The sequence below is a fragment of the Nocardia sp. NPDC004573 genome (genome assembly GCF_053602135.1).
The window spans coordinates 239,621-261,310 of the sequence record NZ_JBSGDA010000005.1; the positions used below are offsets into that span (position 1 = coordinate 239,621).

24 protein-coding genes are annotated in these 21,690 nt (G+C 69.1%); 15 read left to right on the forward strand and 9 right to left on the reverse strand.

Translation table 11 applies throughout. The annotated features are described in order from the left end of the window. Positions 1 to 13 precede the first annotated feature (13 nt). From ACWEKR_RS10735 to ACWEKR_RS10745, 3 genes are all read left to right on the forward strand, one after another. Positions 14 to 1,432, forward strand: a complete 1,419-nt coding sequence (locus tag ACWEKR_RS10735) for a DUF4365 domain-containing protein (protein WP_452354285.1) — start codon at positions 14 to 16, stop codon at positions 1,430 to 1,432. A 376-nt stretch (positions 1,433 to 1,808) separates the two neighbouring features. After that, the gene (locus tag ACWEKR_RS10740) at positions 1,809 to 2,006 is read left to right on the forward strand and encodes a helix-turn-helix domain-containing protein (RefSeq protein ID WP_452354286.1); all 198 of its coding nucleotides are present in this window, start codon (positions 1,809 to 1,811) and stop codon (positions 2,004 to 2,006) included. 91 nt (positions 2,007 to 2,097) lie between these two features. After that, positions 2,098 to 2,244, forward strand: coding sequence for a hypothetical protein (locus tag ACWEKR_RS10745; protein ID WP_452354413.1), 147 nt, complete (start codon positions 2,098 to 2,100; stop codon positions 2,242 to 2,244). Here ACWEKR_RS10745 and ACWEKR_RS10750 read toward each other — a convergent pair. The 4 genes from ACWEKR_RS10750 to ACWEKR_RS10765 all read right to left on the reverse strand — a co-directional run bounded on the left by ACWEKR_RS10750 (position 2,241) and on the right by ACWEKR_RS10765 (position 7,046). After that, positions 2,241 to 4,526: an ATP-binding cassette domain-containing protein gene (locus ACWEKR_RS10750; RefSeq protein WP_452354287.1), complete on the reverse strand. Its 2,286-nt coding sequence runs from the start codon at positions 4,524 to 4,526 to the stop codon at positions 2,241 to 2,243. The genes ACWEKR_RS10745 and ACWEKR_RS10750 overlap by 4 nt on opposite strands. A gap of 296 nt (positions 4,527 to 4,822) precedes the next feature. Continuing rightward, positions 4,823 to 5,707 (reverse strand): LLM class F420-dependent oxidoreductase, encoded by an 885-nt coding sequence (locus ACWEKR_RS10755; protein WP_452354288.1) that lies wholly within the window; start codon positions 5,705 to 5,707, stop codon positions 4,823 to 4,825. Positions 5,708 to 5,756: 49 nt separating this feature from the next. After that, positions 5,757 to 5,957, reverse strand: coding sequence for a hypothetical protein (locus tag ACWEKR_RS10760; RefSeq protein WP_452354289.1), 201 nt, complete (start codon positions 5,955 to 5,957; stop codon positions 5,757 to 5,759). Between the two features lie 12 nt (positions 5,958 to 5,969). Continuing rightward, a complete protein-coding gene (locus ACWEKR_RS10765; protein WP_452354290.1) occupies positions 5,970 to 7,046 on the reverse strand; it encodes an SDR family oxidoreductase in 1,077 nt (358 codons plus the stop codon). 110 nt (positions 7,047 to 7,156) lie between these two features. Between ACWEKR_RS10765 and ACWEKR_RS10770 the strand changes: the two genes are divergently transcribed. From ACWEKR_RS10770 to ACWEKR_RS10785, 4 genes are all read left to right on the forward strand, one after another. Continuing rightward, the gene (locus ACWEKR_RS10770) at positions 7,157 to 7,783 is read left to right on the forward strand and encodes a TetR/AcrR family transcriptional regulator (protein ID WP_452354291.1); all 627 of its coding nucleotides are present in this window, start codon (positions 7,157 to 7,159) and stop codon (positions 7,781 to 7,783) included. 60 nt (positions 7,784 to 7,843) lie between these two features. Next, positions 7,844 to 8,155: a nuclear transport factor 2 family protein gene (locus ACWEKR_RS10775; protein ID WP_159840640.1), complete on the forward strand. Its 312-nt coding sequence runs from the start codon at positions 7,844 to 7,846 to the stop codon at positions 8,153 to 8,155. Positions 8,156 to 8,198: 43 nt separating this feature from the next. Further along, positions 8,199 to 9,338, forward strand: a complete 1,140-nt coding sequence (locus ACWEKR_RS10780; protein ID WP_452354292.1) for an alkaline phosphatase family protein — start codon at positions 8,199 to 8,201, stop codon at positions 9,336 to 9,338. 90 nt (positions 9,339 to 9,428) lie between these two features. Beyond that, entirely contained in the window at positions 9,429 to 9,752 is a 324-nt protein-coding gene (locus tag ACWEKR_RS10785; protein ID WP_159840644.1) for a hypothetical protein, read from the forward strand. Between the two features lie 4 nt (positions 9,753 to 9,756). Here ACWEKR_RS10785 and ACWEKR_RS10790 read toward each other — a convergent pair whose 3' ends face one another. Continuing rightward, complete coding sequence (locus ACWEKR_RS10790) at positions 9,757 to 10,179, reverse strand: MmcQ/YjbR family DNA-binding protein (RefSeq protein ID WP_452354293.1); 423 nt, start codon at positions 10,177 to 10,179, stop codon at positions 9,757 to 9,759. A 143-nt stretch (positions 10,180 to 10,322) separates the two neighbouring features. Between ACWEKR_RS10790 and ACWEKR_RS10795 the strand changes: the two genes are divergently transcribed. Both ACWEKR_RS10795 and ACWEKR_RS10800 read left to right on the forward strand, forming a co-directional pair. Beyond that, the gene (locus ACWEKR_RS10795; RefSeq protein WP_452354294.1) at positions 10,323 to 11,537 is read left to right on the forward strand and encodes a transcriptional regulator; all 1,215 of its coding nucleotides are present in this window, start codon (positions 10,323 to 10,325) and stop codon (positions 11,535 to 11,537) included. Positions 11,538 to 11,610: 73 nt separating this feature from the next. Next, the gene (locus ACWEKR_RS10800; protein ID WP_452354295.1) at positions 11,611 to 12,093 is read left to right on the forward strand and encodes a DUF779 domain-containing protein; all 483 of its coding nucleotides are present in this window, start codon (positions 11,611 to 11,613) and stop codon (positions 12,091 to 12,093) included. 68 nt (positions 12,094 to 12,161) lie between these two features. Here the strand turns inward: ACWEKR_RS10800 and ACWEKR_RS10805 are convergent, their stop codons facing one another. Beyond that, positions 12,162 to 13,715, reverse strand: coding sequence for a succinic semialdehyde dehydrogenase (locus ACWEKR_RS10805; protein WP_452354296.1), 1,554 nt, complete (start codon positions 13,713 to 13,715; stop codon positions 12,162 to 12,164). Between the two features lie 274 nt (positions 13,716 to 13,989). Between ACWEKR_RS10805 and ACWEKR_RS10810 the strand changes: the two genes are divergently transcribed. Genes ACWEKR_RS10810 through ACWEKR_RS10825 form a run of 4 tightly spaced genes read left to right on the forward strand, consistent with a single transcriptional unit; the run spans position 13,990 to position 17,723 of the window. Beyond that, positions 13,990 to 16,344, forward strand: a complete 2,355-nt coding sequence (locus tag ACWEKR_RS10810; protein WP_452354297.1) for a sensor histidine kinase — start codon at positions 13,990 to 13,992, stop codon at positions 16,342 to 16,344. A 2-nt stretch (positions 16,345 to 16,346) separates the two neighbouring features. After that, the gene (locus ACWEKR_RS10815) at positions 16,347 to 16,760 is read left to right on the forward strand and encodes a roadblock/LC7 domain-containing protein (RefSeq protein ID WP_195085379.1); all 414 of its coding nucleotides are present in this window, start codon (positions 16,347 to 16,349) and stop codon (positions 16,758 to 16,760) included. A gap of 8 nt (positions 16,761 to 16,768) precedes the next feature. Next, a complete protein-coding gene (locus tag ACWEKR_RS10820; protein ID WP_452354298.1) occupies positions 16,769 to 17,143 on the forward strand; it encodes a DUF742 domain-containing protein in 375 nt (124 codons plus the stop codon). Then, on the forward strand, positions 17,124 to 17,723 hold the full coding sequence (locus ACWEKR_RS10825) for a GTP-binding protein (protein ID WP_195085511.1): 600 nt from the start codon (positions 17,124 to 17,126) through the stop codon (positions 17,721 to 17,723). Before ACWEKR_RS10820 ends, ACWEKR_RS10825 begins: the two co-directional genes overlap by 20 nt. 48 nt (positions 17,724 to 17,771) lie before the next feature. Here ACWEKR_RS10825 and ACWEKR_RS10830 read toward each other — a convergent pair whose 3' ends face one another. The 3 genes from ACWEKR_RS10830 to ACWEKR_RS10840 are packed head-to-tail and all read right to left on the reverse strand — an operon-like array spanning position 17,772 to position 19,247. Further along, positions 17,772 to 18,269 carry a hypothetical protein gene (locus ACWEKR_RS10830; protein ID WP_452354299.1) on the reverse strand — a complete coding sequence of 166 codons (498 nt, stop codon included), beginning with the start codon at positions 18,267 to 18,269 and terminating at the stop codon, positions 17,772 to 17,774. 32 nt (positions 18,270 to 18,301) lie between these two features. Next, positions 18,302 to 18,715, reverse strand: a complete 414-nt coding sequence (locus ACWEKR_RS10835; RefSeq protein WP_324198150.1) for an NUDIX hydrolase — start codon at positions 18,713 to 18,715, stop codon at positions 18,302 to 18,304. Between the two features lie 58 nt (positions 18,716 to 18,773). Further along, complete coding sequence (locus ACWEKR_RS10840; RefSeq protein WP_452354300.1) at positions 18,774 to 19,247, reverse strand: winged helix-turn-helix transcriptional regulator; 474 nt, start codon at positions 19,245 to 19,247, stop codon at positions 18,774 to 18,776. 54 nt (positions 19,248 to 19,301) lie between these two features. Between ACWEKR_RS10840 and ACWEKR_RS10845 the strand changes: the two genes are divergently transcribed. Then, entirely contained in the window at positions 19,302 to 20,102 is an 801-nt protein-coding gene (locus tag ACWEKR_RS10845; protein WP_452354301.1) for an acyl-CoA thioesterase, read from the forward strand. 13 nt (positions 20,103 to 20,115) lie between these two features. Further along, positions 20,116 to 21,546: an MFS transporter gene (locus ACWEKR_RS10850; RefSeq protein ID WP_452354302.1), complete on the forward strand. Its 1,431-nt coding sequence runs from the start codon at positions 20,116 to 20,118 to the stop codon at positions 21,544 to 21,546. Positions 21,547 to 21,690: the final 144 nt, after the last annotated feature.

Genomic DNA, 21,690 nt, shown 5'->3' on the forward strand with positions numbered 1-21,690 from the left:
TCGCGAACCATCCGTGGTCACCGCGCGCCATGATCCGGGGGGTCCGTTGCCGAAGGTGCCTGATGCTCGCAAACCTAGTCGTGCGGCGGTCAACGCGCTGCGGGCGCTTCTGGAGCGACACAATCACATCGTTCAGGAGGTGGACGGCCAGAACGACTTCGGCGAGGACCAACACGTCACGTTCACCGAGGACGGTGAGGTCACCGGCGACCTGGTCAGGATCCAGGTCAAGGGTGGCCGTTCGTGGCGCAGGTCCGGCGGATATGCCGTGCCAATCGGTGACCACGGCAGCACCTGGGCCGATGGCAACATTCCGGTGCTCTGCGTCGTGCATGACCCGGACACCGACGGCCTCTACTGGGCCAACGCCACCAAGCAACTTCTGTCGGCACGGCGCAAAGGTGAGGTGCTCAAGACGATCACGGTCAACTCGGAGCAGAAGTTGCATGACGAATCCATCGCTGACTTCGTCGCCGCGGTCAGAGCCTACCTGAGCCGCTATCGGGGCAACCGGATCATCCAAGCCCAGTTGGGTGAGATGGCGGGCGTCGAATTCGGTCCATCGGACATCGTGCAGCACCACGTGAACGTATTTGGCGAGGATTTGATCTTTTGGCAGCGCCAAGGTGAGGGATTCGCGACCTTGCTCCACAGCGACTTCGACTGGTACCCGGAGCATATCGGCCCCGAGCACTTCTATCCCAACGGCAGACCGGGGCTTCTTCCCGGCATACCCGTACTGGCGGACAAGATACTGAGTAAAGCTGAGGCGCAGTGGTTAGCTGCCTGCTTCGATGCCGCTCAGTGGGCTCGCAAACCCCCAGTTGACGTACCGCAGCTTCATACCAACATCGACGCACGTGACAACTACGTCGCCAGGCGAATCGAACACCGTCTTCGGGTCGAACCCGATTCGTTGCCCCGGTCGATCCAGGTTCTCCGCACGGAAACCGCGACCGACCACGATCTGGCTGTCATCGCCACGAAGTTGGAGGCGGACGCTGACGCATCTACCGAGGCGCACTCGAAACCGTGGCGCGAGATGTCAGATAGGGCCCGCCGACTTGTCACGTTCTACCTAGTCAAAGAAGTGCTCGTAGGTCCACCTGCCCTACCGATCGACGAGCAGTTCCGGATCGTCTGGCGGTGCCCCCGGCCGACCGGAGAATACGGTTTCGATGCGCGAGTCGGACAACCGAGTACTCGCATGACGTCAGGCCGACAGTTGGTCAGCGCATGCGAGCTCAAGCCAGGAGATAGAATCTACTGGCTGAGCCGCTATGGGAACGAACGGGGCCGGAACGTGTCGGCCGTCTGGGATTCCGAGGACAAGCCGGGAACCGTCTGTGTTCTGTTCGATCAGCTGACGTTGGGAGACACCTTCTGGCCGGAGGAGCGCTTCGCCCGGAGGGCGTCCACAGAGCCTCGGTGATGGCGCAGCAAGCAGACTGTCTCGGCTTGTCCAGGGATGACCTGTCTGCACGCGACGATCTCATCTCGGTTTGGTCTGCACGTCGCCAACATGGTCGGCCAGCGCGGCCCCCTTTCGCGCACAGGCTTGCGCGACGCTGACCTGCTCCACATGGTCAGTCACAGCTCGGCGACACTCCCGTCATACCGGCAGCATCCGTGCATATAGCGTCAAAGGTCGCGGACTTGCGCGGTCGCCGATCGGCGCTTGCCGTGGAGTCGATCGGGAGTGTCGGCACTCCGGTGGATCTGGCATGCACGGCTCTGTACCAAGAACCGTCCGATGATCACGGGTTGAGCGCACCGGGGTGCCGGCGGCTTCGCAGGCGTCCTGCGAGTTGTCCGCAGTTCCGGCCGCAGGGAGTGCGGAAGCGGCCCAGCTCGCCGGCGTCAGTGTGGACTACGTGGTGCGCCTAAAGCAGGGGCGCGGTCCGCGTCCGTCCAGCGCCGTGCTGGCCGCGCTCGCACGCGCGCTGCGGCTCAACGACGAGGATCGCACCTTGCTGTTCCAGCTCGCGGGCGCGGCGCCGCCGTAGGAGGGTCGCATCGACATGGTCGTGCGCCCGAGCGTCTTGCGTCTGCTGGATCGCCAAGACGATCGATCACCCTGACCTCGGATCGCTGCGGCTGGACTGCGACACCCTGCTGGTCCCGGACATCGACCAGGCCCTGGTCGTCTACTCGGCGACACCCGGCAGCCGGGAAGCCTCGGCGCTGGAATTGTTGCGAGTGACCGGGACCGAGCAGTTCCCGGCGCCGGAGTCCTCCGGCTAACTGCCCGTCTTGTACCGGCGCAGGTATTCGCCGGTCAGCGAGGACGGGTGCGCGAGGAGTTCGGCGGGCGTGCCGGTGAAGACGATCTGGCCGCCGTCCTTGCCGCCGTCCGGCCCGAGATCGATCACCCAGTCCGCGTGGGCGACCACATCGAGGTTGTGCTCGATCACCACGACGGTGTTACCACGGTCGACCAGACCGTCCATCAGCGCCAGCAGCGTGTCCACGTCGGACATGTGCAGTCCGGTGGTGGGCTCGTCGAGCACGTAGACGCTGCCGGTGTTCTGCAACTGCGTGGCCAGCTTGATGCGCTGCCGTTCGCCCCCGGACAGCGTGCTCATCGCCTGGCCGAGGCTCAGGTAGGCCAAACCCACCTCGTTCATCGTGCGCAGCTTGGTGTGCAGCGCCTTCTCCGGGAAGAATCCGAGCGCCTCCTCGGCCGGCATCTCCAGCACGTCGGCGATGGACTTGCCGCGCAGCGTCAGGGCGAGCACGTCCTCGGAGAAGCGCCGTCCGTCGCAGGCGTCGCAGTGGGTGGTCACGGGGTCCATGTAGGCGATCTCGGTGATGATCACCCCGCGGCCCTCGCACTGCTTGCACGCACCCGCCGAATTGAAACTGAACAGGCCCGCGGACTCCCCCGTCGCCTTGGCGAACAGCTTGCGGATGGGGTCCATCAATCCGAGGTAGGTCGCGGGCGTGGACCGGGACGACGCCGCGATGGGCGATTGATCCACGAAGATCGCCTCCGGATGCTCCCGGACGAACACGTCGCGGATGAGACTGCTCTTCCCAGAACCCGCGACGCCGGTGACGCAGGTCAGGATGCCAGCGGGGATCCCGACGGTCACGTTCTTCAGGTTGTGCAGCGTCGCACGCTCGATGAGCAGTTCGCCCGTGCGCGCGCGGAAGGAGTCCTTGACGCGGAACGGCCTGCGCAGACCGGCTCCGGTCGGGGTGTCGGCAGTGCGGAGGTCGGCGAAATTTCCCTGGAAGACCACCTGACCGCCGTGCGCGCCCGCGCGCGGCCCGACGTCGACGACGTGGTCGGCGATCTGGATGACGTCCGGATCGTGCTCCACAACGATCACCGTGTTGCCCTTGTCCCGCAACGCCTTCAGCAGATCGTTCAACCGGCCCACATCCCGCGGGTGCAGCCCGACGCTGGGTTCGTCGAAGATGTAGGTCAGTCCGATCAGCGTGCTGGACAGATGCTTGATCATCTTCAGCCGCTGTCCCTCGCCGCCGGACAGGGTCGAGGTCGGCCGGTCCAGGCTGAGATATCCCAGCCCGATGTCGGCCACCCGCCGCAGGGCGGTGCGGATGGCCCCGGCCAGACCGGCCGCGGCCGGATCGGTGATCTCGTCGAGCACCTCCATCAGATCGGTGATCTGCAAGCGCGCCCAATCCGCGATGTTGCGGTCGCCGATCCGGGTGGCCAGCGCCGCCTGGTTCAGGCGCGCGCCCGCACAGGTCCCGCAGACTCCTTCGGTGAGGAACTGCTGCATCTGCTCCCGGGTCTTCTCGCTCAGCGTCGAGGTGTCGCGCTGCAGCCGGGTCCGCGTGAATTTCGCGGCGATGCCTTCGTAGTTCGCCTTCCAGGTGCCTTTGCTGAAGGTCAGCTCGACCTTGCCGCCGGTGCCGTAGAGCAGGTCGTGCAGCTCCGCGTCGGTGTAGTCGGCGAGCTTCTTGTCCGGATCGAAGCGGCCGGACTTTCCGTACAGTTGCCAATCGCCGCTGCCCACGCCGTATCCCGGCAGGAGGATCGCGCCTTCGTTCAACGACTTGGTGCGATCGAGCAGCCGGTCGGGATCGGCGCGGACGGTGACGCCGAGTCCGTCGCAATCCGGGCACATACCCTGCGGCACGTTGAACGAATAGTTGTAGACGAAACCTGCCGAGGGCGAACCGAATCGGGCGAACATGGCCCGCACCATGGAGTAGATGTCGGTCATCGTGCCGACCGTGGAGCGCGGCCCGCCGCCGACCGGCTGCTGGTCGATGATCACCGGCGCGGTGAGATTCTCGATGGCCTCCGCGTGCGGGCGTTCGTAGCGCGGCAGGAAGTTGAGGATGAACGCGGGGAAGGTGGCGTAGAGCTGGCGCTGGGATTCGACCGCGATGGTGTCGAAGACGATCGACGATTTGCCCGAGCCGGAGACGCCGGTGAAGACGGTGATCTTGTTCTTCGGGATCTCGAGCGACACATCCCGCAAGTTGTGCTCGCTGGCCCCGAGCACTCGGATGGCGTCGGTCGATGCGGTGGATTCGGCGAAAGGCATACCGCACACCTTGCCATCACGGACCCCTGAAACGCTCCGGTGAATGTGATGTAAATCACATTCACGCCGCATCGCGCCGTCTGGTCGCACCCGGCGGTGTCCTCGCCGTAGTCGGGCTCTGGAACATGACCCTGCGCAGGGACTACCACTATCTGCCCTGGTGCCCGCCATCCGGATGACGGACCTCCTGCACCGGTCCGGCGAGCCCGGCGTCCAGTTGCGTGACCCGGTCGACGGGTGCGCCGAGATTCGCTCGGCCGTCGCGGATCTGCTACCCGGTGCCGCGAAACCGCCGCTCAGCGCAGCAACTGGAGGACCGGCGCGAACTTCTCCATGCTGTCCTCGAGGACGGTGACGTAGCTGATGCCGTAACGGTCGCGCCGTTCGCGCAGGCGGTCGGCCATCTCCTCGGGGGTGCCCATGAGCAGGATCGGGTGCTCCTCCGGGGAGTCGGCGACGTCCGGCGGCAGCGCCGGGCCGAATACCTCCAAGACGCTCGCGCGTTCGCTCGGCGGGACCACCCGCTGCACGAGGATGTTGAACTCGACCTTGTCCGCTCGGGGACCGAGCAGCTCCCGCACATAGGCGACGCGTTCGGCGATCTCGGCCAGCCCGGCCATCTGCAGCGGCCCGCCGTTGCGCGCGGCCGCCGCGCCGGTGAAGGCGATGATGTCGGCGTGCCGCGCGGCGACGCCGAGCAACCGGTCGCCCCATCCGCCGATCAGCACGGGCGGACCTGTCGGCTGCGCGGGTTGCGGCTGATATTCCGGGTCGGCGAACAAGCCGCGCAGCGTGATCACCGTCTGCTCCAGATGCTCGACGCGCTTGCTGCCGCTTTCGAACGGGATGCCCGCGGCCTCGAACTCCGCCTGCACGTAGCCCGCGCCGAGCCCGAGTTCGACGCGCCCGTCGGTGAACTGATCGGCGCCTGCCACGTCGCGCGCCAGCAATACCGGGTTGTAGAAAGCGGTGTTGAGCACGTACGTGTTCAACCGCACCCGCTCGGTCGCCTCGGCGGCCAGAATCATCGCGGGAAACGGCGCAGGCAGGCCGAGATGGTCGGCGACGCCGACCACGTCGAAACCGAGTTCCTCTGCCCGGCGGCATTTTTCGATCCAATTCTTGCGGCTCTCGGGGACCACCATGTTGACACCGAACCGGAAGGGGCGCTGCGCAGTCACGCGTCCTGTCTAGCGAACCGCGCCGGAGCGCCGCACGTCGGGGCGGGTTTCAGCACTGCGCGAGCGCGCCCGCGGCGACCGCGGCGCCGAGTAGCGCGACGCACGCCGCCGCTATCGGCGCCGGACGGCGCAACGCCCGGCGGAGTGGGCCGGGAACACTGCGTCCGGCGGAGTTCCCCGCAGGGGATCGGCGGGCGAGCCGGCGCCGTGCCATGGCGACGGTGGTGACGATCAATGTCGCGATCAGCATGCTCGCATCCCTTCAGACCCGCACGGCGCGCGGCGTGGCGGCCGAAGAGGCAGGCTTGCGCCGCGGCGGCGCGACGATTCCGTGCTGCAACAGGCTTTCGGCGGTGTCCAGCACGGTTTCCCGGACAGGCCGCATGGTCCAGCCCAGTTCGCGCTGCGCCTTACCCGCACTCAGCGACTCGGTGCGCCCCAGAGTGGGAACAGTCAACCGGACGCCCTTGTCGAAGAGCGCGACACAGCGCACGAGCCAGTCCGGCAGCCGCCTGGTCGGCACCCGGAACCCGCGCGGCCCGTATTCCTCGGCGAGGATGCGCGCGATGTCCGCCATCCACAAATGCTCGCCCGCGCAGATGTAGCGGTTGCCCGCGGCCTCCGGCGTCTCCAGCGCGAGCCGATGCGCCACCGCGAGGTCGCGCACGTCCACCGGCGCCCAGCCCACCTGGGGCGTGCCGGGGACGTCACCGGCCAGCAGCCTGCGTACAGGCTCGTGCGACGTGCTCGTCGCGGCGGACAGCAACGGTCCCAGCACCATGCCCGGGTTGACGACGACCAGTTCGAATCGCTCGCCCGCCGGAAGTTTCGCGACGAAATCCCAGGCCGCCCGCTCGGCCAGCGTCTTGCTCTTCTGGTAGGCGGGGCTGCGCTCGACCACCGTCCAGTCCGCCTCCGTGCGCAGGGCGTCCTCGGCGTGACCGTACGCGATCGCGGCGATCGAGGACGTGAGCACCACCCGGCGTACCGTGCCCGCGGCAGCGCAGGCGCGCAGCACTCGCAGCGTTCCCTCGACCGCGGTGTCGATGAGCTCGCGCTCGTCGTCGGGCGGGGTGCTGGGAAACGGAGAGGCTACGTGCAGGACAGCGGCGCTGCCCGCGACAGCGGCCGCCCAGCCGTCGTCGCCGTCGAGGTCGGCTCGGGCGAATTCGAGCTCGCCCCCGATGCGCCGGGCCGCCTCGGCCAGGTGTGTTCGCTTGCCGGTGGCGGCGAGGTCGCGCACCGTCGCCCGCACGGCGTAGCCGTGTTCCAGCAACTCGGCGATGACGTGCCCGGCGACGAAACCCGTTGCGCCCGTGACCGTTACTTGTGTGCTCATGTCTACGTCCGTCTCGTGGGTGGCTTCCGTGGCACCCATCTGAGCGCCGCTCAGATAATCTAAGCACCGCATAGTTAGGTTGTCCAGGACACGTCGCATAGGCTCGGACGGTGACGCGGACCAGTTACCACCACGGCGCCCTGCGCGACGCGCTGCTGGCCGCCTGCCTGCGTTTGATCGAGACAGAGGGCCTCGCGGCGGTGAGCCTGCGCCGGGTGGCGCGCGAGGCAGGCGTGTCCACTGCGGCGCCGTACCACCACTTCCCCGACCGGGCCGCCCTGCTCGCGACCCTGTCCACGCAGGGCTTCCAGCTACTGGGCGCGCAATTGGCCGCCGCCCGCGCCGAAGCGGAAACGCCCATGGCCGCGCTCACCGCCCTCGCGAACGCCTACGTGCGGTTCTCCCGCGAACACCCGGCCTATTTCCGCTTGATGTTCCGGCCCGAACTCTCCCAGCCCGACAAACATCCCGACACCATGGCCGCCGGCGACGCGGCCTTCGGCGTCCTGGCCGACGCCATCGCGGAGTGCGTCCGAGCAGGAGCGCTACCGGCCGACAAAGCCGACACATCGGCGGTCATGTTCTGGGGTCTCGCCCACGGCTTGGCCTCGCTGTGGCTGGACGGACAGCTGGGGAAACGCGCCGGACAATTCGGGACCACCGCCCCGGTGTTGGTGGACGATGTCATGCGGACCTTCGCGACTTTCCTGGAGCCGAGCGCGCCGCCGCTGACCTAGAGTAGACGCCAGGCATTTGCTGTCCGATGCTTCCCACACCGATCCGAGAGGACGACCCGGATGACCGCGCAGCTGGATCCGACGGTGCAGGAGTTCGTCGACGCGCTCAACGCCAACGATCAGGACCGGTTCTACGCGGTGCTCACCGACGACGCCACCATGTCCGACGACGGGGTGGAGCGCAACCTCCACCAGTGGACCGGAGCGGAAATCTTCGACAGCAACGGCCGCATGCGGGTGGAGTCCGTCGGTGACGACGGCACCGAACTGGTCGCCGACTACACCAATTCCCGGTGGGGGTCGATGCGGACCACCTGGCGGTTCGTCCTGCGCGACGGCAAGGTGAGCCGTTTCGAGACCGGACAGGCGTGAATGCCCTTGCCAGGCAGCCGCCGACATTGACATTCTGACCTTCGTGTTCGTCGCGCCGCGCTACGGTTCGGGTTCTCTGGCCGACCTGTTCCCCTCCGTCCTCGCCGGTCTCGGTGTACCCGGCGAGGAGGACCGCCTCGGGCTGCGGCTCGACGCCGACCAGGTCTGCGTCCTGCTGGTGGACGGACTCGGGTACGAGGATCTCGTCGCGAATCCCGCTGCGGCGCCGTTCCTGTCCGGCCTGGCGCCGATCCGGCTCACCGCCGGTTTCCCGACGACGACGGCCACCAGCCTCGCCTCGCTCGGCGTGGGCGTTCCGCCCGGCGAGCACGGCATCGTCGGCTACCTGTTCCATGTTCCCGGTTACGACCGGCTCTTCACTCCGCTGTCCTGGCGGCTGCACGGCGCGCCCAAGTCCGATCTGCGACGGGAGCTGGTCCCGACGGAATTCCAGCCCCGCACAACGGTTTTCCAGCGCGCCGTCGCGGACGGCATCGCCGTCGCGCAGGTATCACCCCGCGATCAGGCGGGGTCGGGGCTGACCGAGGCGGTGCTGCGTGGTTGCGAGTTCCGCCCGCAGCTGTCGTTCGGCGATCTCGTCGCCGGTGTGAGCGAGGCGTTACGCGCGGGCCCGCGCTCCCTGGTCTACACCTACCACGGCGATCTCGACCTGACCGGACATGTCCGCGGGCCCTCCGCACGCGCCTGGCAACTGGAGCTCACGCACGCCGACCGGCTCGCCGCCGCGCTCGCCGACGAGCTGCCCGCGGGAGCGGCACTGCTGGTGACCGCCGACCACGGCATGGTGCAGCTGGACGATCGCCTCGATTTCGACACCACGCCCGCCTTGCAGGCCGGTGTCCGGGCGCTCGGCGGTGAGCCCCGCGCCCGGCACGTCTACACCGAGCCGGGCGCCGAATCCGACGTCGCGGCAGCCTGGCAGGCGACCCTCGGCGCGGACTTCGAGATCATCGACCGAGCCGAAGCCGTAAGCCGTGGCTGGTTCGGCCCCACCGTCGCCCCGGCGATCGCCCGGCGCATCGGCGATCTGGTCGTGGTGGCCCGGGGCCGACGTGGCGTCATCCGGACCGGCGCCGAGCCGCTGCAGTCGCGGCTGGTCGGTCACCACGGTTCACTCACCCCGGCGGAGATGAACGTCCCGCTGTGCGTGTTCCGCGCCTGAGCACCCGCCGTCGCTGGACACTCGGCGCCGGCGCTCTACGCTGAAGTCCGATCGCGGCGGGCAGCGCCGCCGAACCTTCAGGAGGAGCCCATGCACGCCACGCTGTCACGAACCGGCCGCACCGGCCTCGGGATCGCGATGGTCGCCATGGCGCTCGCGGGCTGCAGCGACATCGAACGCGCCCTCAACCGCGGCGGCGACACGCCGTGCAGCGAGTACGTCAAGCAGGATCAGGACACCAAGCGCACGACGATCACCAAGTTCGTCAAGCAGCAGAGCAAGGACGACCGCGAACCGGCCGGGACCGCCGTGGACGCGACCATGGTGTCGGTCGACCTGTTGTGCGGCGCCCAGGCCAACGCCGACACCCCCATCAAGAACGCGGACGTCGCAGGCATTTTCATCCGGAAGTGACCGCTCAGCGCGGCGGATGGGCGGCCAGCCAGTCCGCCGCGCGCTTGCGCGATGCCCGAGCCAGCCAGGCGTCCTGGATGACCTCGGTGAGTTCCCTGCGACTCAGTTCGCCGAGGTGGGCGGCGCGCACCAGGACAGACGGGTGCCCGTCGAAATGCCGCGTGGTGAAGAACGGCGAGTCCGGGTCCTGGACCAGCGCCTGTTTGTCCGACTCCGACGGCACCCAGATCACAATCACATCGGCGTAGCGCTCGCCGGTGCCCGGATCGACGGCGTCCGGGCGAGGATTGCGGAAGAACACGAACGACTTGCCCCCGACCTGGTAGATCGGGTTGCCGCGCGGTCCGTCGACGCGGGTCACATAGGGCATGCCGGAAGCCACTCGGTGCACGTCGGCGAGGCGTGCCCGCGGGAGACCGGTCGCCATGTCAGCAGCCTAGGGCCTCGTCGCCGAGTTCGCTCGAAGGCCGACGCAACCGGCGGGTAGGCCCCCGAACAGCTCGCCACTCCCGTCGGCGTACGCCAGAATGAGAGTGCGAATACGAGCTCACACGACGATGGGTCTTCCACGTGGCGCAGTTCCGCACCCTCACACAGCAGCGGGTCGAACTGGAAAAAGAATGGGAGCGTTGGGCGACGGCTCCACGGGTGACATCCCGGCCCAGCGCGGCCGTCCTCCGCAACGAAGTAGCGCAATCGTGGCGGCGGTCGATGTACACCGTCGATCCCGGCACCACGGTCGCGCCCGGGGTGGACGACATCGGTGATCGCTGGGCGGCGTCCCCGCTCCGGGAACCCGTGACGGCGCTGGCGGGTGAACTGCGCGCCGTCACCGAGGACTCCGGCTACCTGGCCGTGGTCACCGACAGCGCGGGCACCGTCTTGTGGTCCTGCGGCGACCGCACGCTGCGCAGGCAGGCCGAACGGGTCAATCTCGCCCCGGGCGGGTGCTGGGGCGAAAACCATATGGGCACCAACGGTTTGGCGCTGGCGCTGCACACCGATCGCCCTGCGACGGTGTTCTCCGCCGAACATCTGGTCGCCGCTCTGCACGGCTGGGTCTGCTACTCCGCGCCGATCCACGGGCCGGACGGCAGACAGGTCGGCGCGTTGGACCTGTCCAGTTCTTGGGAGCGCTCCCATCCCGCGGTGCTCACCTCGGTGCGCGCGCTGGTGACGGCGGTGGAGACGATGTTGCGCACCGCCGCGCCCGTACCCACGCCGGGGATCCGCCTGGAATGCCTCGGCGCCGCACGCCTGGTGCGCGACGGGATGCCACTGCCGCTGCCGCCTCGGCAGTTGGAGATCCTCGCGCTGCTGGCGCTCCAGCCGGACGGCTTCACCCCCGAGCAATTGCACGCCGCCCTGTACGGCGACCGGTCGGTGTCCATCAGCACGCTCAAAGCCGATGTCTCCCATCTGCGCCGCGCGATCGGAGGCGACATCAGCAATCGCCGGTACGCGCTGACCGGTCCGGTCTCCTGCGATGCCGTCGACCTGCTCGCCGCCGTCACCGCGGGCGACACCACCTCGGCGGTGTGGCTGTACCGGGGGCCGCTGCTGCCCGGATCCGAGGCGCCCGACGTGCTGCGGTGGCGCGACTACCTGGACGTAGGCGTGCGGACCGCCGTGCTCACCGGCGACCGGGCAGAGCACGCGGTCGCGTTCGGCGAACGCGCGCCCCGTGACATCGCGGTCCACGAGCACGCGCTGCGGTTGCTGCCGCCCGACGACGTGCGACGGGCGGTGGTCGCGGCTCGGTTGCATACCGCGTTGCGCGACTGACGTTCTCCCACCAACCTCGCGCCAACCTCCGCGGACCATAGTGAGTCGGTCCGAGATACATCTGCGAGGAATCATGAGCTTTGCCAGACCGGGGCCGGGACTCCGGCATCGCCGACTACCCGACACACGCAGGCCACGTCATCCACGCCGGTCGGCCGACGCCGGAACGCACCGGGTGGACATCACCGATCGCGCCAGAACCGCCTTGCGCCGCGTCATCCACCAGCACGGGGCCGTGCTGCTGCATCAGTCCGGCGGACACCGCGACAGCGGCGAGCCCCGCTGCCTGCCCATCCGGGAATCCCGGATCGACGGCGCGGATGTTTTGCTCGGAAGTCTCCCCTGGCACACCGAATTCTGGATCAGCGGTGAGCAATACGAGCACTGGAAGAACACCCACCTGACCGTCGACGTGGCCGATGCGCCCGGCGGCTGCGCTTCGGACGCGCTGGAGGGTCTGCGATTCGTCCTCAGATCACGGCTGCTCACCGAGGAGGAAGCAGCGGCGCTGGCGGCCGGCGGACCGCCGCGCACCGGAGCCGACCGGTTGGCGTGACCCCTGCACGATCGAACCGGCGGATCGTCCGCCCGGGTGGGCACGACCACCCGGGCGGACGTCGTGCGTCAGCGTCCGGGCAGGAAACGCAGACTGCGGGCCACGGTCATCAGGAACGGCTGCCACCTGTCCTTCGGGAACAGCTTCGGCGCGTCCAGATTCATGAAGCGTGTGACCACGACCGTTTGCGGCTCGGTGAACTCGAGCAGACCGTCCGGACCATGACGGCGCCCCACACCCGAGATGCCCATGCCGCCCATCGGGGCTCCGGTGGTGCCCCAGGCCGGCGCGTAGCCCTCGTCCACGCAGACCGTGCCCGCGCGCAGCCGCGCCGCGATCCGCTCGCCTTCGGACTTGCTCGCCGCCCACACCGAGGCGTTGAGACCGTACTCGGTGTCGTTGGCCAGGCGCACGGCCTCCTCGACACTGTCGACCGGATAGATCGACACCAGCGGGCCGAAGGTCTCGTCGCGACCGCATTCCATCTCATCGGTCACGTCGGCGAGCACGGTCGGCTCGAAGAACAGCGGACCCAGATCCGGCCGGGCGGTGCCGCCGGTGAGCACCTTCGCTCCCTTCGAGGTGGCGTCCGCGACGTGCTTGGACACCGTCTCCAGTTGCGCTTCGGAGATCAGGCTGCCGATGTCGGCCGAATAGTCGTATGAGGCGCCGAGTCTCGCCGCGTTCACCGCGGACACGAATTTCTCGGTGAACGCCGCGGCGACCGCGCGCTCCACATACAGCCGCTCGATCGAGATACACAGCTGCCCGGCGTTGGAGAAGCAGGCGCGCACGGCCGCCTTGGCGGCTTTGTCCAAGTCGGCGCCCGCGGTGACGATCATCGGGTTCTTCCCGCCGAGTTCGGCGGAGAAGCCGATCAGCCTGCGGCCACACTGCTCGGCCAGGGTGCGGCCGGTCGCCGAGGAACCGGTGAACATGAGATAGTCGCAGTCCTCGACGATCGCGGTGCCGACCACATTGCCCGGGCCGGGGACGACCGCCAGCAACTCGCGCGGCAGACCCGCCCGGTAGAGCAACTCGGCGCCGGCCAGCGTGGAGAACGGGGTCTGGCTGTCGGGCTTGACCACCACGGCGTTGCCCGCGATGAGCGCCGGGATGGAATCGCCGATCGACAGCAGCAGCGGATAGTTCCACGGCGCGATGACACCGACCACGCCTTTGGGCTGGTACCGGACGGAGGCGCGGTTGAGCACGGGGAACGCGCCCGGTACGCGGTGAGTGCCCAGCAGGCTCGGTGCGATCCTCGCGAAATACCGGGCCGCGAACATCAGCCCCATGATCTCTTCCTGGGCCGCCCAGCGCGCCTTGCCGGTTTCGGCTTGCACCACGTCCATCAGGAATTCGCGATGCTCGACCACCAGCGCGCGGTACCGATTCAGCACGGCGGCGCGTTCGGCCACCGGCCGCGCCGCCCAGCGCTCCTGCGCGGTTCTGGCCTTGCCGAAGGCGGCAGCGACGTCGGCCGCGGTGCCGACCGGCACGCTGCCCAGCGGATTCCCGGTGAACGTCTCGGTGATCGTCCTGCGCTGACGGTCTGCGGGCGCCTCGATCGCGGCCAGCGCGCTGAGGCGGTCGAATACTTCGGCTTCCGGCGCGGGCATCGTTGCCTCCTACTTGTGAGTAACCGAGGGATACACACAATCTACGCCGCGTGCGGCGCGCTCTGAACCGGCCACGGGATGATTTCCCGCGCCCGGCGCCCTCCGCGCCCGCACAGGTCAGCCGCAGCGGGGCGGTCGAGTTAGAGTTATGCACTGCGGCAATCAATTTCGGCACAGCGCCGACGGACCACAAGAACAGGCAAGAAGTCAAATCCAGTCCCGCTCACCGGGACAGGGCGGCCGGATCGCCCGGTTCGTGGATTACGTTGTGCCGATGTTCAGAGCGAGGCTCGGGGTCCGCACCCGGATTCTGGCGATCGCGCTCATCCCGAGCCTGACTCTGCTTGTCGTCGGTGTGGGTGCTACCAGCTACCTGGTCGCGGAGGGAACCAAAGCCAAGGACTGGGCGGCCGAGAACCAGAAGGCCATCCCCTCGACCAGGGAGATGATGGAGGCGGTCCAGCAGGAACGCCACCTGACGCTCGCGCAACTGTCCGGCGACGGCAGCGCGGCGACCGCGCTCGGCGCCGCACGCATGCGTCTGGACGGGGCGCTGCGCGGCCTGATCCAGGCCTCCGAAGGCATCCGCGACGTCGACGACTCCAAGCTCGGCGACAACGTCGCCAACTTCACCACCCTCACGCAGAACATGAACGCCGTGCGCGGCGGCGTCGACGCCGCCGCGCTGCCGCCGGCGGACGCGTACATGTTCTACAACCGCCTGCTCGACGTCATCTCCGTGGGCACCAAGGTCGCCGAGCAGACCGCGCCGTACACCGAGATCGGCGTCCGGATCGCCACCGGCATGCGGCTGTTCAACGCCACCGAGGCGATGGCGCGCAGCAACGCGCTGGGCGGCCTGTACATCGACGGCCCCACACCCCCGGCCATCCCCGCCGAGGAGTACATCCGCCAGATCGGCTTCTACCACAGCGAGATCGCCGCGCTCGGCGCCGAGTTGGAAGGCGCGGAGCAGCGTCATCTGCAGACGCTCATCGCGAGTCCGGCCTGGCAGCAGCTCACCACCATGGAGAACGCCGTCGTCCAGCGCGCCATGGCACCCGCTCAGCCGCCCTCGACCGGATCGAGCACATCCAGCAACGGTGCGCGCGCGTCGAGCCCGCCACCGGTGCCACTGCCGCTGAGCACGCAGGAATGGCACAGCGCCGCCGCCGAGGTCAACCGCGGCCTGATCGACGCCTGGACCACGCACAACCGGGCCTCGCAGAAACTCGCGGAGGACAAGGCCGCCGCCGCCGCGACCAGATCCGCGTTCGCGGGCGGCGGCGTGCTGGTGGTCAGCGTGCTGGCGTTCCTCATCGCGGTGATCATCGCCAACCGCGTCATCCGCCGGTTGAAGCGGCTGCGCGGGCAGACGCTCGCCCTGGCCGACGAACGGCTGCCGGACATGATGCGCAGACTGCGCGATGGCGAAACCGTCGACCCCGCGGCCGAATCCCCCGTTCTGGACTACGGCAGCGACGAGATCGGCCAGGTGGCCAAGGCGTTCCAGCACGCGCATTCCGCGGCCGTCGCCGCGGCGGTGGCCGAGGCCCGCACCCGGGAAGGCGTGAAGGCGGTCTTCCTGAACATCGCGCACCGCAGCCAGATCGTGGTGCACCGGCAGCTGGAGATCCTGGACGAAGCCGAGCAGCGCCAAGAGGATCCGGTCCTGCTCGACACCTTGTTCCGGCTCGATCACCTCGCCACGCGGGAACGGCGCAACGCCGAGAACCTCACCATCCTCGGCGGCGGCAAACCGGGCAGGCAGTGGCGCAACCCGGTCCCGCTGGTCGACCTCGTGCGCAGCGCCGTCGGCGAGACCCTCGACTACGCCCGGGTCCGGGTGGCCCGGCTGCCCGAGGTCCGCGTGCTCGGCACCGTGGTCGCCGACCTCATCCATCTGCTCGCCGAACTGGTGGACAACGCCACCTCCTTCTCGCCGCCGCAGTCGCGGGTCGAGGTCTCCGGCAACGTGGTCGGCAAGGGCGTCGTGGTCGAGATCGCCGACCAGGGCATGGGCATGTCCGAAGAAGACCGGGCCACCATGAACGAGACGCTGCGCAATCCACCGGATTTCGGGGTGGCGGCGCTGTCGGCGGATTCGCGGCTGGGGTTGTTCGTGGTCGCGCAGCTGGCCGCGCGCCACGGCATCGCGGTGCGGCTGTCGGACTCCGACTACGGCGGCATCAAGGCCATCGTGCTCATTCCGTCCGCGCTCATCGCGACCGATTCCGCTGCGCCGCAGACACCGGCGGAGCTCACCGACCCGGGCCGCCGCGGCAGGCTCATCGGCGGCCCGCAGGCCGCGGCGGAGACGGAGACCGCCGCGCAGACCGAGCCGTCGTCCGTCGCGACCCTGTCGGCCGAAGCCGCCACGCTCCCGCGCTATGGACCACGCCCGTATACCGAGGCGCCGATGCAAGCGGGTCCCGACGGCCGCCCGGCGCTGCCCCGGCGCAACCGACAGACCAACCTCGCACCGCAATTGGCGCAGCCGGTCCAGGAGCATGCCGCCTCCGTGCAGCAGCCACGTTCCGCCGAGCAGGCCCGCGATCTGATCTCCGCCATCGAGAACGGGACCAGACAGGGCCGTCGCGCCGTCATCTCCGACGAACAGGAAGGCTAGTGGTGTCCGTTTCTCCCGCAGGTGATCTGAATTGGCTGCTCGACGATCTCGTCGACCGGCTGGCCGGCGTGCGCCACGCGGTGGTGCTGTCCACCGACGGGCTACTACTGGGTCGTTCCAGCGGTATGAGCCGCGAGGACGCCGAACACTTCGGCGCGATGTCCTCGGCGCTCTACGGGCTGGCGCGCAGCGCGGGCAACCGATTCGACGGCGGCGGCGTCCGGCAGGCGGTCATCGAACTCGACCGCGCGGTGCTGTTCGTGACCTCCGCGGGCGACAACGCCTGCCTGGCACTGCAAGCCGCCGAATCGGCCAACCTCGGCATGGTGGCCTACGAGATGAACCTGACCGTCCAGCGGGTCGGCAACTACCTGTCCACGACTGCCCGGCAAGACCTCGTCGGACAGGTCGAGTAAGTCCTGCCATGACCCATCCGCGTGAGCCCTGGTTCGACGAAGCGGCCGGACCGCTGGTGCGTCCTTACGCGCTCACGCGCGGGCGCACCGCGAGCGCCGGACCCGAACTGGATATGCTCACCACCGTGATCGCGGACACTTCCGCGCCCACGTTGCGACGCAGCGAACCCGAGTACGCCGATATCCTTCGGCTGTGCCGGGTTTCACAGACCGTCGCCGAACTCTCCGCACAGTTGCGTTTGCCGCTGGCGGTGACGAAGATCCTCGTCGGTGACCTGATCGGCGACGGGCAACTGATTTTCCGCGCTCCCGTTCCGACGGAGGCCGGACCCGATGACCTCAACATATTGCGAGCGGTACTGGATGGAATCCGAAAACTTTGACCCGAGTGGCACACCACAGCTGGCCGCGTCGGTCAAGATCCTCGTCGCCGGCGGGTTCGGCGTCGGCAAGACCACGATGGTCTCGGCGATCAGCGAGGTCGCGCCCTTGCGCACCGAGGAGCTGATCACCGAGGTGAGCACCGGCATCGACGATCTGTCGGGCGTCGAGCAGAAGTCCACGACCACGGTCGCTCTGGACTTCGGCAGGCTCACCATCGATCGCGACCTGGTGCTGTACCTGTTCGGCACACCCGGGCAGGACCGGTTCTGGTTCCTCTGGGACGAACTGGCGCGCGGCGCGCTCGGCGCCGTCGTGCTGGCCGACACCCGCAGGCTGGGCAATTCCTTCGCGTCCGTGGACTTCTTCGAGCGGCGCGGTCTGCCGTTCATGGTGGGTGTCAACTGCTTCGACGACGCACCGCGCTACACCATCGACGAAGTGCGCGACGCGCTCGACCTCGACTCGGTCACCCCCGTCATGCTCTGCGATGCGCGCGACCGCAGCTCCTGCAAAGACGTGCTGCTCACCCTCGTGGAGCACCTGATCCAGCGGGCGCAGCGCGCACACGCCACCACCTGAGCGGGGCCGTCCCCGCCCGCGGCCGCGCCCGCTAGGCTTCGGCGGGCCTCACGCCTGCCGTAGCCAGGCCACGAAAAGCAGCACGCCGCCCGCGACGAGCACGACCGCGACCGGAGCGGGCCACCGTGGCCCCTTCCGGCCGAGCAGCCCGCGGGTGAGCCGCAACTGGAACACGCCCAGACCGGCCAGAATCAGCAGCCACACCGGCAGCAGACCGACGCCCAGCGCCGCGTGCACCGCCCAGGCGCCCGCCAAGGTGGGCCCACCCCAGGATCCATCCAGGTTGTCGCCGGCGACGAGCGGGAAACAGACGCCGCGGAACACGGCGACGATCGCGAGGAACGCCAGGAACCAGGCCAGCAGGCCCACCCCGCCGCTGAGCACCGAGTGCGACACCGAGCGCAGAGCCGAGAATTTGTGCGGCAGCACGGATTCGCCGAGCATTCGCCGCGGCGCGCGCAGCCGGGTCGGAATCCGCCGCGCCGCCAGCGGCAGCGCCCGCAGGGCGTAGGCGGCATAGCGCAGGAGTGCCCGAAGCCACGACATACCGCCGACGGTAGCGCTGTCCGGTCCGCGATTCACCGTAGCAAGCCCGCGTCCACCAGATCATCGAACAGCAACTGATCGACTGGTGGGACGAGAGCGCGGTCGGCGTAGCCGAACCACGCGACCTCCTCGATTTCGCTGCTCGCGGCCAGTGTTCCGCGGTAATCCGCGGTGTAGCAACTCATCCGCACCACTGCCCCGTCCACCGGGCCGTGCAACGCCTCGTAGGTGCCCACGTGCGCGGCGGTCTCCGGCAACAGCGCGACGGTGAGCTCCTCCTCGATCTCGCGCAGCAGAGTCTGCAGATCGGTCTCGCCGCCCTCGCGCTTGCCACCCGGGATGTAGAAGACGTCCTTGCCGCGTGGTCTGGCGCAGAGGATTCGTCCGTCCTCGATGCGCACCCATGCCACCGTGTCGATCAGTTGCCGCACTCGCCCGTCCGCCACTGCCGCAGCCTATCGCCGCGCGGCGGCGAACGCGGAACCGGCCGCGACAGCGGCCGCCTCAGCCCGAGGGCAGGAGGGAAGGATCCTTGGCTCCGGGACCGAGCACGGGACGCAGGTCGCGCGGCGCGGCGCGTTCACCGCACTCCGAGCACACCGGCTCGATGGTCGCGAGGTTTCCGCACGCGGTGTGCACGAGTTGCACCGGCGGCCCGTCCGGCGCGGACCATTCGTCGCCCCACTGACGCATCGCGGTGACGACCAGCCACAGCGAACGGCCTTTCGGGGTGAGCCGGTAGTCGTAGCGAACCGGGTTGGCCTGGTAGGGCTCACGGCTCAGCACCCCGTGCTCGACCAGATGCTCGAGGCGCTGCGTGAGCACATTGCGGGCGATCCCGAGGCGGGCGCGGAAGTCGTCGAAGCGCGTCACGCCGAACAGAGCGTCGCGCACGATCAGCAGCGTCCACCACTCCCCGACCACCTCGAGGCACTGGGCCAGCGAGCAGTTCATCTCCTCGAAGCTCGTCCTGCGCATAGTCGTCAGCATAGTCGGTTGCTTCAAAGAACTCACTAACTTAGGGTGCGTTGCATGAAGCAACTAACTGGGCGGACCCTCGCCGAGGAGTTCGCGCTCACCGAGACCGGCCCCGGTGGGTGGCAGGCGCGTGTCGACCGGTCCTGGCGGGGCTGGACCGGACCGCACGGCGGCGTGATCGCGGCTCTGCTCATCGAGGTGGCTCGGGCGGCGGCCGCCGAACCACTGCCGGTGCGCGCTGTGGATCTCCGGTTCCTGGGCCGCCCCACAGAGGACCTGCTCGCCTTCCGGGTGACCGAGCACGCCGTCGGCCGTAGCACCGTCGTCTTGGAGGTTTACGCCGACCAGGGCGGCAACCCGGTCGCCGGAGCGTCCGTCACACTCGGTCGCACCGTGGCATCGGACGTCGCGGACTACACGGGCGCGCCCGCACCGCGAGTGCCCGACCCCGAATCCTGCTCGCCCTTCGCCCTCCCGCCTGAAATCGTCCCGGCGAGTGCCCATTTCACCATCCGCCCTGCGGCGGGGCCGCTGCCGCTCACCGGGGCTGACGAACCGATGATGTGCGCGTGGATCGGTCTCGTCCCCGAACTGCCCGCGAACGCCGCCGCCCTCGCGATCCTCGCCGATGCCTTGCCGCCCGCCGTCTTCCCCACGCTGCGTGCGCCCGTCGCGATCCCCACCGTCACGCTGTCGATGCACCTGCACGAGGCGCCGGCCGGCGACTTCCCGGTGCTGGTGCGCACGGCGAACGCCTCCACCGGCGGCGGATGGTCGGTGGACGACACCTCGATCTGGGACCGGAACGGCCGACTGCTCGCCTCCGCCCGCCAGACCCGCCGCGTGCTCGGCTGAAACGGAGACGATCGTGCATTTCCCCGCCACGGCCCCGACCCGGGCCGCCGCCGACTTCCGGGCCGTGCTCGCCGTCGTCTCGATCGGCGTCCTGCTGTCGAGCCTGGATCTGTTCATCGTCAACGTCGCCCTGCCCGACATGGCCGCCGATTTCGGCGGAGCCCGGATCTCGGGGCTTTCCTGGGTGCTCAACGCCTACGCCATCGTGTTCGCCGCACTGCTGGTCCCAGCGGGACGACTCGGTGACCGCCGCAGCATCCACACCACCTTCCTGCTGGGGCTGGCGGTGTTCGTCGCCGGGTCGGCACTGTGCGCGACCGCCTGGGACGTCGGGTCACTGGTGCTGTTCCGCGTTCTGCAGGCCGTCGGCGGCGCGCTGCTGACGCCCGCTTCGCTCGGCTTGGTACTCGCGGCCAGCCCGCCGCAGCGTCGCGCCGCCGCGGTACGCCTGTGGGTCGCCTTCGGCGGGCTCGGCGCGGCCCTCGGTCCGGTACTCGGCGGCATTCTCGTCGAATTCGGCTGGCGCTGGGTGTTTCTGGTGAACGTGCCGATCGGTCTGGTCGCTGTGGTGATCGCAGTGCGGACGTTGCCCGATCCGCCGGGCGACGGCGGCCGACTGCCCGACCTGCCGGGTGCGGCGCTGCTGGTCGGCGCGATCGCCGGGCTGGTGCTCGGGCTGGTCAAGGGCGAGGACTGGGGGTGGTCGTCGGCGCGGGTGCTGACGGCGTTCGCGGTGGCGGCCGTCCTGACGGTGGCGTTCGCCATCTCCTCCGCCCGCCACCCCAGTCCGGTGGTGGATCCGGCCCTGCTGCGCGCGCCCAACTTCGCCTGGATGACCGGCAACGCGGTCTTGTTCAACGTCGCCTTCGGCGCGATGCTGCTGTCGGTGGTGCTGTGGGCGCAGAACGTCTGGGGCTGGTCGGCATTGCGCACCGGCCTGGCCATCGCGCCGGGCCCGCTGATGGTGCCGGTGATCGCCGTCCTGGCGGGGCGACTGATCGGCCGGATCGGCGCCGGGCCGGTCATCGCCATGGGCGGAATCGTGTTCGGCGCGGGCATGCTGTGGTGGGTGCGGGCGATCACCCTGACACCCGACTACGTCGGCGGCCTGCTCGGCGGCATGGTGGTCAGCGGCATCGGCGTCGGTCTCACCCTGCCGACCGCCTTCGCGGCGGGCACCAGCGGGCTGCCGCCGCAGCGGTTCGCCACCGGATCGGCCGTGCTGAGCATGGCGCGCCAGATCGGCCTCGCGGTCGGGGTCGCGGTCCTGATCGCGGTACTCGGCACACCGGCGGGCCCGGAGGCGACCCTCGACGCGTTCCGGCGCGGATGGTCCGTGACCGCCGCGGTCGCCGTCCTCGCGGGTTTGGTGGGCATGGCCGCACGCATGCCGAAACCCGTGCAAAAGCATGCGGATTCGGACACCGAGTCGACCGTAGCCTGATCGGCGCCGACGAGCGAGGCCGCACACAACCGTACGCGGACGAACGGGCCATGGCATTCCGGCAGGCCGTGCCGGATACCGGAATGCCGTGGCCAACGGTCGCTATCCGGTCATGGCCGTTCGTCCGGCCCCGGTTTTCGAGCC

Bases quoted from the DNA above. Each gene is read 5' to 3' on its own strand.
- ACWEKR_RS10820 (WP_452354298.1), top strand. From the start codon at position 16,769: ATGACCCATCCGCGTGAGCCCTGGTTCGACGAAGCGGCCGGACCGCTG.
- ACWEKR_RS10800 (WP_452354295.1), top strand. From the start codon at position 11,611: ATGAGCTTTGCCAGACCGGGGCCGGGACTCCGGCATCGCCGACTACCC.
- ACWEKR_RS10825 (WP_195085511.1), top strand. From the start codon at position 17,124: ATGGAATCCGAAAACTTTGACCCGAGTGGCACACCACAGCTGGCCGCG.
- ACWEKR_RS10810 (WP_452354297.1), top strand. From the start codon at position 13,990: ATGTTCAGAGCGAGGCTCGGGGTCCGCACCCGGATTCTGGCGATCGCG.
- ACWEKR_RS10775 (WP_159840640.1), top strand. From the start codon at position 7,844: ATGACCGCGCAGCTGGATCCGACGGTGCAGGAGTTCGTCGACGCGCTC.
- ACWEKR_RS10840 (WP_452354300.1), bottom strand. From the start codon at position 19,247: ATGCGCAGGACGAGCTTCGAGGAGATGAACTGCTCGCTGGCCCAGTGC.
- ACWEKR_RS10750 (WP_452354287.1), bottom strand. From the start codon at position 4,526: ATGCCTTTCGCCGAATCCACCGCATCGACCGACGCCATCCGAGTGCTC.
- ACWEKR_RS10785 (WP_159840644.1), top strand. From the start codon at position 9,429: ATGCACGCCACGCTGTCACGAACCGGCCGCACCGGCCTCGGGATCGCG.
- ACWEKR_RS10790 (WP_452354293.1), bottom strand. From the start codon at position 10,179: ATGGCGACCGGTCTCCCGCGGGCACGCCTCGCCGACGTGCACCGAGTG.
- ACWEKR_RS10760 (WP_452354289.1), bottom strand. From the start codon at position 5,957: ATGCTGATCGCGACATTGATCGTCACCACCGTCGCCATGGCACGGCGC.
- ACWEKR_RS10765 (WP_452354290.1), bottom strand. From the start codon at position 7,046: ATGAGCACACAAGTAACGGTCACGGGCGCAACGGGTTTCGTCGCCGGG.
- ACWEKR_RS10805 (WP_452354296.1), bottom strand. From the start codon at position 13,715: ATGCCCGCGCCGGAAGCCGAAGTATTCGACCGCCTCAGCGCGCTGGCC.
- ACWEKR_RS10845 (WP_452354301.1), top strand. From the start codon at position 19,302: ATGAAGCAACTAACTGGGCGGACCCTCGCCGAGGAGTTCGCGCTCACC.
- ACWEKR_RS10830 (WP_452354299.1), bottom strand. From the start codon at position 18,269: ATGTCGTGGCTTCGGGCACTCCTGCGCTATGCCGCCTACGCCCTGCGG.